This window comes from Clostridium sp. AF19-22AC (genome assembly GCF_003479085.1).
GTDB classification, from domain to species: Bacteria; Bacillota; Clostridia; order Lachnospirales; family Lachnospiraceae; genus Faecalicatena_A; species Faecalicatena_A orotica.
On record NZ_QUGN01000002.1, the window covers coordinates 384,071 to 396,217 of the forward strand.

Annotated in this window: 12 protein-coding genes; 3 read left to right on the forward strand and 9 right to left on the reverse strand. The window is 45.5% G+C overall.

The window, feature by feature from the left end; genetic code table 11:
- Positions 1 to 5: 5 nt before the first annotated feature.
- The 7 genes from DWX43_RS03805 to DWX43_RS03835 form a co-directional block, all read right to left on the reverse strand.
- Positions 6 to 1,427, reverse strand: coding sequence for a chitobiase/beta-hexosaminidase C-terminal domain-containing protein (locus DWX43_RS03805; RefSeq protein WP_118618864.1), 1,422 nt, complete (start codon positions 1,425 to 1,427; stop codon positions 6 to 8).
- An 11-nt stretch (positions 1,428 to 1,438) separates the two neighbouring features.
- Positions 1,439 to 2,278, reverse strand: coding sequence for a bifunctional methylenetetrahydrofolate dehydrogenase/methenyltetrahydrofolate cyclohydrolase FolD (gene folD, locus DWX43_RS03810; protein ID WP_118618866.1), 840 nt, complete (start codon positions 2,276 to 2,278; stop codon positions 1,439 to 1,441).
- A 76-nt stretch (positions 2,279 to 2,354) separates the two neighbouring features.
- Entirely contained in the window at positions 2,355 to 4,025 is a 1,671-nt protein-coding gene (locus tag DWX43_RS03815; protein ID WP_118618868.1) for a formate--tetrahydrofolate ligase, read from the reverse strand.
- A gap of 55 nt (positions 4,026 to 4,080) precedes the next feature.
- The gene (locus DWX43_RS03820) at positions 4,081 to 6,543 is read right to left on the reverse strand and encodes a DNA translocase FtsK (RefSeq protein ID WP_109730426.1); all 2,463 of its coding nucleotides are present in this window, start codon (positions 6,541 to 6,543) and stop codon (positions 4,081 to 4,083) included.
- 79 nt (positions 6,544 to 6,622) lie between these two features.
- Positions 6,623 to 7,381, reverse strand: coding sequence for an ATP-dependent Clp protease proteolytic subunit (locus DWX43_RS03825; RefSeq protein WP_330405281.1), 759 nt, complete (start codon positions 7,379 to 7,381; stop codon positions 6,623 to 6,625).
- A 192-nt stretch (positions 7,382 to 7,573) separates the two neighbouring features.
- Entirely contained in the window at positions 7,574 to 8,848 is a 1,275-nt protein-coding gene (locus tag DWX43_RS03830; RefSeq protein ID WP_118618870.1) for an O-acetylhomoserine aminocarboxypropyltransferase/cysteine synthase family protein, read from the reverse strand.
- Between the two features lie 11 nt (positions 8,849 to 8,859).
- A complete protein-coding gene (locus DWX43_RS03835) occupies positions 8,860 to 9,615 on the reverse strand; it encodes a CFI-box-CTERM domain-containing protein (protein ID WP_109730428.1) in 756 nt (251 codons plus the stop codon).
- A gap of 235 nt (positions 9,616 to 9,850) precedes the next feature.
- Between DWX43_RS03835 and DWX43_RS03840 the strand changes: the two genes are divergently transcribed.
- The 3 genes from DWX43_RS03840 (at position 9,851) to DWX43_RS27525 (ending at position 10,684) form a co-directional block, all read left to right on the forward strand.
- Positions 9,851 to 10,078, forward strand: a complete 228-nt coding sequence (locus DWX43_RS03840) for a helix-turn-helix transcriptional regulator (protein ID WP_118618872.1) — start codon at positions 9,851 to 9,853, stop codon at positions 10,076 to 10,078.
- Positions 10,078 to 10,389, forward strand: a complete 312-nt coding sequence (locus DWX43_RS03845; protein WP_118618874.1) for a hypothetical protein — start codon at positions 10,078 to 10,080, stop codon at positions 10,387 to 10,389. Before DWX43_RS03840 ends, DWX43_RS03845 begins: the two co-directional genes overlap by 1 nt.
- 160 nt (positions 10,390 to 10,549) lie before the next feature.
- Entirely contained in the window at positions 10,550 to 10,684 is a 135-nt protein-coding gene (locus DWX43_RS27525) for a hypothetical protein (protein WP_279220777.1), read from the forward strand.
- Positions 10,685 to 10,847: 163 nt separating this feature from the next.
- On the opposite strand, the gene DWX43_RS03850 is transcribed toward DWX43_RS27525, so the two are convergent.
- Positions 10,848 to 11,579 carry a YebC/PmpR family DNA-binding transcriptional regulator gene (locus DWX43_RS03850; protein ID WP_109730429.1) on the reverse strand — a complete coding sequence of 244 codons (732 nt, stop codon included), beginning with the start codon at positions 11,577 to 11,579 and terminating at the stop codon, positions 10,848 to 10,850.
- 205 nt (positions 11,580 to 11,784) lie between these two features.
- Positions 11,785 to 12,132: a type II toxin-antitoxin system PemK/MazF family toxin gene (locus DWX43_RS03855; protein WP_109730430.1), complete on the reverse strand. Its 348-nt coding sequence runs from the start codon at positions 12,130 to 12,132 to the stop codon at positions 11,785 to 11,787.
- Between the last annotated feature and the right edge of the window lie 15 nt (positions 12,133 to 12,147).

The following is a 12,147-nucleotide window of genomic DNA, read 5'->3' on the forward strand; positions in this document are numbered from 1 at the left end:
GCATTCTATTCACTGATTTCCAGTACGTAATTTCTCTTGGTAACCTGTGTGTATTTGCCGGAATTATTATTTTTGAGAACGGCAGAGAACATAGTCTGTCCCTCAGGCATATCTATCGGGCCGGTATATTCTTCAGCACTCACAGCCGGATCTGTCGGATCAGTATTGTCCATCGTATAATATGCCGTGTATCCTTCCGGCACGGTAATGGTAATCTGCCCTGCTGACTCATACTGTCCCGTGGAAGGGGTGACAGATGGCGCATCCTCGATCGGGAGTTCGATGACATATGTTTTCGAAGCGGTCAGGCTCGGGATCTTCTTCTTGTTCACGGTGATTGCCTTTATAACGTTTGTTCCTTCCTTATTCAGCAGGATCGGTTCCGTATATTTCTTGCTGGAAGTATCTGGTTCGGAACCATCATCTGTATAATAGATTGTCCCGTTATCCGTACTTAAGGTTACCTGCTGTACTTCCTCATATGTGCCTTCCTCCAGGCTGAATTCCGGCTCAGTGGAAACATAATCCCTGACCCCGTCCAGGACTTCATCGTATTCGCAGTCATCCAAAAGCTCTGAGACTTTGATCAGCTGCTTTGTATCCACATAGAAACTGATCGCAGCCTTATAGATCTCGACATTGGAGGGCTGTGAGCCGATCGCTGTTAAAAATACTGTTTCTGCAGCCTCCAGATCATCCTGCTGGATATAGACCTTTGAAAGCCCGGTATAGGCCTCCGCCTTTTTGTTATTTTTTGAAATTGCTTTGTTATAATATGTCTCAGCAAGTGAATAATCACTTGACTGGAGGGCCTGATTTCCTTTTCTTATCTGTCCCTCATAAGAATTCTGGTAATAGGCAAAACCAAGCACACCTCCCAGAATAATCAAAAGCAGGATAATAATAAGCGCCCTCTGGCGGCGTTTTTTAGCAAGCCGCTTCTTGCGTGCGATCTGTTGGCGTCTCTTTTCCTCTGCTTCACTCCTCTGGCGTAGATTACCTGTTGTTTGTCTGCGTATAGAACCGGTATCGGGACGTGTCTGCCGCATGTTCCCTGTTGTACCCCTGCCCGTCTGCCTTATATTTCCTGTCGTATTCCTGCCTGTCTGCCGCTGGTTCCCTGCCGTATTTCTCCCGGCCTGGCGGCTCTGCCTCATGGCGGCATTCCTCTTGGCGCGTATCTCGTCCAGCTCCCCCTGACTTAATACCCTTGTTGAATTGCTGTATTCCCTTGACCCCTCACGGCGGTATCTTCTGATATCGTCCGTTCTTATCTGTCTTGTGGCGTCTTCAATAGATCCTTTTACTTCCTGCGCGAGGACATCTTCCAGAGGGTTATAATCCGGTACAATCTGAACTTCCATACCGCAATCCGGACAATACAGCATATCGTCCGGAATCATGGCACCACAATTTGTACATCTCATCTTAACTCCTCCTACTTACGCGCAGTTTCCACACAATTGTTCATCAACATCGCGATTGTCATTGGTCCTACCCCGCCCGGTACAGGCGTTATGGCAGACGTCCTGTCTGCAACATCCGCAAAGTCAACATCTCCGCACAGTTTATTACTTTCATCCCTGTGCATCCCCACATCAATGACAACAGCCCCGTCTTTTACATAATCTGAATTGATAAACTGCCGTTTTCCGATAGCCACAATCAGTATATCGGCGCGTTTAGCAACCTCTTTTAAGTTCTTTGTCCGGGAATGTGCAACAGTGACAGTCGCATTTTCACGGAGAAGCAATGCAGCCATCGGCTTGCCGACAATGTTGCTTCTGCCGATTACAACACATTCCTTTCCCTCAATTTCAATTCCGGAACGCTTTAAGAGCTGTATAATCCCTGCCGGAGTACAGGACAGAAATCCCTTCTCTCCGATCCACAGCCTTCCTACACTGACCGGATGGAAACCATCCACATCTTTATCCGGCGAAATTGTCCGGATAATCCTGTCTTCATCAATATGGGAAGGCAGCGGCAGCTGGACCAGAATCCCGTTTACACCTTCGTCATTGTTCAGCTGTTCCACAAGATCTGTCAATTCTTCTTCTGTCACGGAATCCGCAAGTTCATATGCCCTGGACTCTATACCTATATAAGAGCAGGCTTTCTTTTTATTATTTACATAGACTGAAGAAGCGGGATCGCTTCCGACCTGCACGACAGCCAGACAGATATTGGTGCCTTGCGCCTTCATTGACTGGACTTCTTCTTTTAACTCATCCTTTATCTGCTTAGAAATCAGTTTTCCATCAATAATCTGTGCCATTTCATTCTCCTTTATTCACGCGGCCAGCGAGCCGGGCGGACATGCCGGCAGTGATATTCTACTCTGACTGGTTTTATTAAAACAGGCCGGTAATCTTACCATCCTCTGTCACATCAATGTTGTTTGCGGCAGGGACTTTCGGCAGTCCGGGCATTGTCATGACTGCGCCTGTCAGTGCTACAACAAATCCGGCACCGGCACTTACATATACTTCACGGATATGAATATCAAAGTTTTCCGGCCGTCCCAGCTTTTTCGCATCATCCGACAGGGAATACTGGTTCTTTGCCATACATACAGGGAATGAACCGAATCCCATTGATTCGATTTTTGCGAGCTGTTTTTCAGCCGCGGGTTCATATACTACGCCGCGCGCACCGTAGATCTCTTTCGAGATTTTTTCTATTTTTTCTTTCAAAGTCAATTCATCCTCATACAATGGATGGAAATGGCTTTCCTTGTTTTCCAATGTATCCAGAACTTTCCGGGCAAGTGCAATACCGCCCTCCCCGCCTTTTTCCCAAACCTCGGAAAGTGCAAATTCACATCCGCGTTCCTCGCAGAATCTGCGGATATATTCGTTTTCAGCTTCGGTATCCGTTACAAATGAATTCAAAGTAACGATTACTGGCACATCGTATTTCTGTATATTTTCAATATGTTTTTCCAGATTCACAATCCCTTTTGCAAGTGCTTTCAGGTTCTCTTCACCTAAGTCGTTTTTGGCAACCCCACCATTATACTTCAAAGCACGTACAGTTGCAACTAAAACTACTGCGTCCGGTTTCAGCCCGGCCTTCCGGCATTTGATATCCAGAAACTTCTCAGCTCCAAGATCGGCTCCGAAACCGGCTTCTGTGATCGTAATATCACTGATCTTTAGGGCCATCTTCGTTGCACGTACGCTGTTGCAGCCGTGTGCAATATTGGCAAATGGCCCGCCGTGAACAAGGGCCGGTGTATGCTCCAGGGTCTGGATGATGTTCGGTTTGATGGCATCCTTTAAAAGTGCAGTCATGGCGCCTGTTGCCTGAAGATCGTCTGCGGTCACCGGATCACCACTGAAATTATAAGCAACAATAATTCTGCCCAGACGGCGTTTCAAGTCTGTAAGGTCATCTGCAAGACAAAGAATCGCCATGATTTCTGAAGCAACGGTAATTACAAAATGATCTTCCCTGACCATCCCGTCCATTTTATTTCCTAGTCCTACAACCGTATTGCGCAATACTCTGTCGTTCATGTCGAGACAGCGTTTCCAGACTACCTGCCGCGGATCAATGCAAAGTGCATTGCCCTGCTGTATATGGTTATCCAGCATAGCAGCAAGCAGATTGTTTGCGGACGTGATAGCATGGAAATCACCTGTAAAATGAAGGTTCAGGTCTTCCATCGGCACGACCTGCGCATATCCGCCGCCGGCGGCTCCGCCTTTGATTCCGAAACATGGTCCCAGGGAAGGTTCCCTTAAGGCAATCAGCGCTTTTTTATTCAGTTTTGCCATTGCCTGTCCAAGGCCGACTGTTGTTGTTGTCTTGCCTTCCCCTGCCGGGGTCGGGTTGATTGCAGTCACCAGAACAAGCTTGCCGTCCTTTTTGTCTTTCAGTTTATCCCAGAGCCCGTCAGACAGTTTTGCCTTATACTTCCCGTAAAACTCCAGATCATCTTCCTCAATCCCAATACTTGCCGCCACATCTTTTATGTGCAGCATCTCTGCTTCCTGTGCAATCTGAATATCTGTTTTCATTTGTTTATCCTCCTGTATGTTATAATTTCGTGCTTCTGTCCATGACTCCGGCCATCTACACATTTTCTTCTATGTATTGTTCAAATTCTTCCGGTGACATCAATATCTTTCTTGGCTTTGTGCCCTCTTCCTCGCCTACGACGCCTGCTTCCGCAAGCTGGTCCATGATGCGGGCGGCTCTGTTGAAACCAATTTTGAACATCCGCTGCAGCATACCAATTGAAGCTTTATCTTTGTCTATAATCAGCTTTCCGGCCTCTACAAAATAGGTATCCCTCTCGCTGCCGGAGTCTGCCGCTCCCGGCAGTGAACCGGAGGCTCCCACCGTACCGGAATTGACATGTTCCTCAATCTCCTCACTGTAGGACGCATTGCCATTGTGCTCGATCAGATAGTCGACCACCTTCTGCACTTCTTTATCCGATACAAAAGATCCCTGTACTCTGACCGGCTTTGGGTATCCTGTCGGGTAAAACAGCATATCCCCCTTGCCCAACAGCTTTTCCGCACCGTTCATATCAATGATGGTGCGGGAATCTACCCCGGATGAAACCGAGAAGGCAATTCTGGAAGGCATATTTGCCTTGATCAGTCCTGTGATAACATTCACGGACGGACGCTGTGTTGCAAGGATCAAATGAAGTCCCGCAGCTCTGGCCAGCTGTGCAAGCCGGCAGATTGCGCCTTCCACTTCCCCGGGCGCTACCATCATGAGGTCTGCAAGCTCGTCTACGATAATCACGATCTTCGGCATCTTCTTTGGCACACCGTCGCCGGGTTCCATCTGCTCTATTTTATCATTAAATCCTTTTAAATCCCGGACATTATAATCTGCAAAAAGCTTGTACCGCTTTTCCATCTCGGCCACAGCCCAGTTCAGGGCTCCTGCCGCTTTTTTCGGATCTGTCACGACAGGGATCAAAAGATGCGGGATCCCGTTGTATACACTCAGTTCGACAACCTTTGGATCGACCATGATCAGTTTGACATCATCCGGGCTTGCCTTATAAATGATGCTCATGATCAGCGTATTGATGCAGACCGACTTACCTGATCCGGTTGCCCCTGCAACAAGCAGATGGGGCATCTTTGCAATGTCTGCAACTACGGTTTTCCCTGCAATATCCTTACCGACTGCAAATGAGATTCCCGATTTGCTGTTCTTAAATTCTGAAGTGTCAAGCAGGTCTCTTAACATGACGGCTGTGTTTTCGTTGTTCGGCACTTCAATGCCCACGGCTGCTTTCCCCGGGATTGGGGCCTCGATTCTCAGGTCCGTTACCGCGAGGTTCAGTTTAATATCATCAGAGAGCCCTACAATCTTGCTGACCTTAACACCCTGTTCCGGCTGGAGTTCATACCGGGTAACGGATGGGCCGCAGCTCGCATTGGTTACATGAACCTTTACCCCGAAATTCTGGAGTGTCTGCTCCAGCTTCAAAGCAGTTGCCCTTAAGTGGGCGTCAGAATCCCCGCTTGTCTTCTTGCCCCGGTTCAATAACGAGATTGGCGGCGTTCTATATACTTTGGGCGGCTTCTCTTCCTGCGCCTTGACTGCAGCCTCCACCTGGTCCGCTTCGGCGGCCACGCTCTGGGCGCTCTCCTTGGTCTTTTGCTTCTTCGCGGATTCTGTGGTCTTCACAGGCTCCTCCGGAATAATCTCTTCCACGGGTTCCGGGTTCTCTCCTGCCACAGGCTCCGGCCGGTTGATGACCAGATTCTCAAATGGCGAAGGGATTGGTGCAGTCCCCGGCAGTTCTTCCTCCAGAGTCAGTTCTTTCATCTCAGGAGACTTCTTCCCTGACACTTTGTCCGATAATGTGGTAGCAAAAGAAACACCGGACACTTTATGATCCTGTCTCTTTGCTTTTTCTGTATTCTTTCCGGCAGCGCGTTCCTGACGGCGTTCCATACGCTTCGTGGAGGAGACCTCTTTTCTCCGCCTTGCATCGTCATACGCCTTCCTGCCTGTATGGCGCAGAGGTGTCAGCAGTGACTTTTCCGTAATCAGAATGATACAGATTACCATTACGATAATGATGATCACATAACTTCCGACAACACCGGTCAGCGGACACAGGAGTTTTACAATGCAGCCTCCTAAAAGGCCGCCCGCATTCCTGTGCTCACTGGCAAGTTTATAATAGGTTAAAAGACCTGCTTTTGCGTCATAGGGATTCATAATCAATTCCAGAAATGCTGTGAGCATCAGCAGAAGGACTGCCGACGCGCCCACTTTTATGTAAGCGTGTGCATTGCCTTTATTGGATATCGTAAAGGCAGCCACAGCAAACAGGATAAATGGCAGAAGATACGCCATAAATCCAAATAATCCAAACATTACCGACGAAACTGCCTCCCCCGCAATCCCGCCGAGACCAAAGTTGCTGATGACTAGCAGGATGCATGCTGCCAACAGGACAAGAATCAGAATCTCATCTCTTATTGCAGCATTCCCCTGTGTCTTCTTTGGCTTGCTTCTTGTGCTTTTTCTCTTTTTTGTTGACTTTGCAGCCATTATACTTCCCCCTTGGCTTTTTAAACATACTGTTATTAGTATATCATTTTTTCAAAAGCCTGTCATTAATAAATTTTCTTTACAGCGGAGGCAGTTCCAGTGAACCTGCTTTTTGATCCCCTTCTATCATTTCATGCAGCTTCTTAAGTGCCTGGCTGATTCCTCCTACTTCGTCGATGATCCCTTCCCGTACCGCGTCCCCGCCTTCCAGAAGTGTTCCGACATCCTTTACAAGCTGTGTGGAGTCGAGCATTAACTCCTCGAGGCGTTCCTGTGTGATTTTCGAATGGGAAGAAATAAACTTCGTGATTCTGTCCTGTGTCTTTTCCATATTTCTGTAGCTCTGGATCACACCGATGAACATGCCGGAGGAACGGACCGGATGGACGATCATCGTGCCGCTCGGGACAATAAAGGAATAGTCAGCCGATACTGCAAGCGGCCCGCCGATGGAATGGCTCCCGCCAAGTACGAGTGACACAGTTGGCTTGCTTAAAGACGCAATCATTTCAGCAATTGCCAGACCTGCTTCCACATCTCCCCCCAGAGTGTTGAGAAGAATCAGAATTCCTTCTATATCATCGTTGTCCTCCGCTTCGGCGAGACGCGGGATCAGGTGCTCATACTTTGTCGCCTTCGTATTCCCGGATACCGCCTCATGGCCTTCTATCTCACCGATGATTGTCATGAGCTGGATGTTATGTCTGCCGCTTTCTTTTCCAAGGCGCAGAGTCCCGGTCTCTTTAATCTCCTCATTCTCGCCGGCCTGATTCTGCTGGATTTGTTCTTCCTTGTTCATTTCGTCCTGATTGACCTGGTTTTGTTTATTTTCCTGCATGGTAAATTTCCACTCCCGTCATTTAAGTATTCGCTGCAAAAAAGTATTTAGCGCTTCACTTATTATGTGGAAGAACACAGGAATTATACATAATCTGCAAGCTTTAAACGGAATCAGAAAACTGTATTGAAGCAGTGGTTTTACAGCAAAAAATGGTATGGATGCAAATTGTATACATCCATACCATCCTGTTTAAAGCAATGCCTGCTCTACATCCGCAATGATATCATTCACATTTTCAATTCCGACGCTGAATCTGATCAGATCCGGCTGAACACCCGCTTCCATCAGTTCCTGGTCATTCATCTGGCGGTGTGTATGGCTAGCAGGATGAAGGACACAGCTGCGTGCATCTGCGACATGTGTTACGATCGCAATCATTTTCAGCTTATCCATCATCTCAACTGCCGCATCTCTTCCGCCCTTCAGGCCGAATGTCAAAACACCGCATGTTCCGTTCGGCATATATTTCTGTGCCAGGTCATAGTATTTGTCTTCCGGCAGTGACGGACAGGAAACCCATGCCACTTTTTCGTGATTCTTAAGGTACTTTGCAACAGTCAGCGCATTCTCGCAGTGACAGGGCACTCTCAGATGAAGTGTCTCCAGCCCGATATTCAGAAGGAACGCGTTCTGCGGAGACTGGATGGAACCGAGGTCTCTCATCAGCTGTGCGGTTGCTTTCGTGATGTAGGCACCTTTCCCGAATTTCTGGGTATATACGATCCCGTGATATGTCTCATCTGGTGTTGTCAGGCCCGGAAATTTATCTGCGTATGCCTCCCAGTCAAAATTGCCGCTGTCCACGATTGCACCGCCTACGCATGTTGCATGTCCGTCCATGTATTTCGTTGTGGAGTGTGTCACAATATCCGCCCCCCACTCGAACGGGCGGCAGTTAATCGGTGTTGCAAATGTATTATCAATGATAAACGGTACGCCGTGGGTATGTGCAGCGTTCGCAAACTTCTCGATATCCAGCACAACAAGGGCCGGATTGGCGATTGTTTCACCAAACACGGCCTTCGTATTATCCTGAAAAGCTGCATCCAGTTCTTCCGGTGTGCAGTCAGGGTCCACAAATGTAGCCTCTACTCCCATCTTTCTGATCGTGTGGGCATACAGATTATATGTACCGCCGTAAAGCGCGGATGCACATACAATGTGGTCACCCGCCCCCGCGATGTTCATAATTGCATAAAAATTCGCCGCCTGTCCGGAGGAAGTCAGCATCGCAGCCGCACCGCCCTCAAGATCGCAGATCTTGGCGGCAACCGCATCATTTGTTGGATTTTGGAGCCTTGTATAGAAATATCCTGACTCCTCCAGATCAAAAAGACGCCCCATCTGTTCGCTGCTTGTATATTTGAATGTTGTACTCTGATAAATAGGAAGAACTCTCGGCTCCCCGTTTCCCGGTTCATAACCGGACTGTATACATTTTGTCTCAATCTTATAGCTGCTCATTTTCTTTCCTCCTATGAATATAAATATTTCTTTTCCAGTTCGTGTACCATATCACTGTAAAGTACCTTGCATTCCTCTCTCTTACCGGCCTCGATCAGGCTGACACAGGGACTTAAGTACTCTTCCCAGATACCTTCATATATCTTTGCGGAATCCTTCTGGCGGTCAATTCTTTTGACTATCGTCGGTGCGATATTGTAATATTCTTTTACAGTATTCATGCCGTCTTTGGAATTCATCATATACTGGTCGCGGTAGTCCCGAAGGAGTGTCAGTTCGTAGCAGTCATCCGGCTTATCCAGGCTCTTGCAGACTGCTGTTGTAATGTAGCACAATCCTTTTTTAAATCCGCCCTGTATCTGTTCGCGGGTAGAAAGTCCGATCTTGTTATCCGGCATCTTCTGGTTCCAGAGTTCAATCATTCTGGCCGTGAATTCTTTCGTCTTCAGGCTGGTGATCTCACCCAGCAGCGGTACGAAAAAGGACACCATGTTCATATTGTAGTCCAGACAGACAATGCCGCGTTTTCTCTTAGAAGGTTCCCCGTCAAGCAATTTTGCCACGTGATCCGGAATATAGGCGGCAACTTCATCCAGCTTCTCGTCAGATTCTTCGAAAGCTTCCCTGATCCGTCCCAGAAGTGCACTGTATTTGTTCATCAAAGTATCCATATCCGACTCATAGGTCTTCTTATGGAACTTTTTTGCATATCCGGCAGTTTCTCCGAATAATGCTATCATCTCTGACTGTAAATTTTCCTGTTCCATTGTATCTCCTCTTAATAACGTATACTTGTTGTTTTCATTCACAAAATATTCGATTCTTTCAATACATTACAGAATATTATATCATATCCCGGGGTTGCTATCAATAAAAAAAGAATTTCGCTTGCGAAACAGATTTGCATGCTTTACAAATAGTTTGGGAAAGGAAAAAGTGTTACAAAATATAAGAAATATGTTATAATCGGCAGTATATTATCTTAATAAAGGTGGTGTGCGAGTGGCTATTAAAGATAAATATAAATTTGACAGTAAAATTCATGTATTTAGGGCAACAAAAAGAATGAGTCAGCAAGATCTTGCTGACCTTGTGGGGGTATCAAGACAAACGATTATTCAGCTTGAGAGGAACAAATATAATCCGTCCATGCTTTTAGCATATAGTATCGCAAAGGTCTTTGATGTAAGCATTGAGGATTTATTTGACTTTGAGGAGGTATTACGATAATGACTTTTTATGAATTGATGAATAGCATGGCATTTGTGTGGTTTCTGTATGTACTTATGATTGTAAACACGATACTATTTATAGTATATGCGGTTTCTAAGGAAGGTAGAGATGAGCACGGCAGAGCTATTCTTGGAACAGCATGTTTTTATGGTGCTATAGCTTTATTCATCTTTATGAATATAACCAGTTACTATATGTATCATGTCATAGAGAATATTATCATTTTTGCAAATACCTTGCGTTTAATGTATAATGGCTTTTTGATGGTTGTATTGATTTCTATTGCTGTACTAAGAAAAATAAAATAGAAGTGTCTTAATTGCCTATTTGCAATATCTAAATGCAATTAGGCAAATATTTATAACTATATGTAAGAAATATTTGACTATTGGTGAAAAATAAATTATAATATAGTTACAAACGTGTAGCATCGTAAAAAACAAATTGTCTGAAAAGGAGGGATATGTAATGGATAACTTATGGGTATACATTTTAATCATTGTGCTTATTTTAGGTGGTGGGTGTTCATTGGCTGGTACTTGGTGGAGTAAAAATAGAAACAAGAAAAAGGAAGAAGAAAAAGATAAAGCCATTCCCAAATAATCGGCGATACATATTGGCCGTTTGGGGTGTCCGTCTATAAATACAGAGAAAAAACCGTAGGTTATGTATCACTTATAGTGAATTACATATAATCTACGGTTTTGTATATTTATCATAGTGCTATATCAAAGCTCTTTTGTAAATGGTAAAATCTAAACGATAATTACTCGTCCCAGTTGTGATATACATCCTGTACATCATCATCTTCATCCAGCAGGTCGAGAGTCTTCTGGATATTCTTGATATCCTCTTCATTTGTCAGTTCTACATATGTCTGTGGAATCATAGTAACCTCGGCGTCTGCCATAGCGATGCCTTCTTCTTCCAGTTTCAGGCGGACCGCACTGAAATCTTCCGGTGTGGTAAGAATCTCGAAGCTGTCCTCATTCTCAGTAAAATCTTCAGCGCCTGCATCAAGTGCAACCATCATCAGCTCATCGGCATCCATGCTGCATTCTTCCTTGTCTACAAGAATCTGTCCCTTTTCGTCAAACATAAAGGATACACAGCCAGGTGTTCCGACATTACCGCTTCCTTTTGTGAATGCATTCTTTACATTAGAAGCTGTACGGTTCTTATTATCTGTCAGAGTTCTTACGATGATAGCTGTACCGTTTGGTCCGTAGCCTTCATATGTAATATGCTCGTAGTTGTCCCCTGCACCTTCCCCGGCTGCTTTCTTGATATTTCTGTCAATGGTATCGTTCGGCATGTTGTTGGATTTTGCCTTTGCGATGACATCGCGCAGTCTGCTGTTATTATTAGGATCTGGACCGCCGCCCTCTTTTACTGCTACTGCAAGCTCACGGCCAAGTTTTGTAAATACCTTCCCTTTTGCAGCATCATTTTTTTCTTTCTTATGCTTAATATTCGCAAATTTAGAATGTCCTGACATTTCTAATCTCCTCTTTCCCTTTTCTTATCTCAGATGTAACTGTTCAGAACCCATGAACAGTTATGCCGTGCAGTAAAGTGCACGGCACAGTTTGAACAGTAACAATTTTATCACTCTTTATACAAAATTTCAATTCTTTCTTGACATTCTTTAAGTTTCTTTTCCATCCGCATTCCGGGCACTGCCTAAACGTTTACGTTCTCTGTTATGTAGGAAGTTCCAGACTGATTCGGATAGCATCGTTTACCTTCCTCATTAATCCGCTGTCCACATGACAGACAAACTCTTTGAGCCTTTGTTTATCGATTGTACGGATCTGTTCCAGAAGTATCACGGAATTCTTGACAATGTGATATTTTTCTGCACTGATCTCTATGTGGGTAGGGAGTTTTGCCTTATTCATTCTTGATGTAATTGCCGCACAGATCACGGTCGGGCTGTGTTTATTACCCACGTCATTCTGGATAATCAAAACCGGACGGATGCCTCCCTGTTCTGAACCTACCACCGGACTTAAATCCGCATAATATATATCGCCTCTTTTTATAACCAATTCACTTCACACTCC

Coding starts and splice junctions, on each gene's coding strand:
- DWX43_RS03805 (WP_118618864.1), bottom strand. CDS start 1,427: ATGAGATGTACAAATTGTGGTGCCATGATTCCGGACGATATGCTGTAT.
- folD (WP_118618866.1), bottom strand. CDS start 2,278: ATGGCACAGATTATTGATGGAAAACTGATTTCTAAGCAGATAAAGGAT.
- DWX43_RS03815 (WP_118618868.1), bottom strand. CDS start 4,025: ATGAAAACAGATATTCAGATTGCACAGGAAGCAGAGATGCTGCACATA.
- DWX43_RS03820 (WP_109730426.1), bottom strand. CDS start 6,543: ATGGCTGCAAAGTCAACAAAAAAGAGAAAAAGCACAAGAAGCAAGCCA.
- DWX43_RS03825 (WP_330405281.1), bottom strand. CDS start 7,381: ATGCAGGAAAATAAACAAAACCAGGTCAATCAGGACGAAATGAACAAG.
- DWX43_RS03830 (WP_118618870.1), bottom strand. CDS start 8,848: ATGAGCAGCTATAAGATTGAGACAAAATGTATACAGTCCGGTTATGAA.
- DWX43_RS03835 (WP_109730428.1), bottom strand. CDS start 9,615: ATGGAACAGGAAAATTTACAGTCAGAGATGATAGCATTATTCGGAGAA.
- DWX43_RS03845 (WP_118618874.1), top strand. CDS start 10,078: ATGACTTTTTATGAATTGATGAATAGCATGGCATTTGTGTGGTTTCTG.
- DWX43_RS27525 (WP_279220777.1), top strand. CDS start 10,550: ATGGATAACTTATGGGTATACATTTTAATCATTGTGCTTATTTTAGGT.
- DWX43_RS03850 (WP_109730429.1), bottom strand. CDS start 11,579: ATGTCAGGACATTCTAAATTTGCGAATATTAAGCATAAGAAAGAAAAA.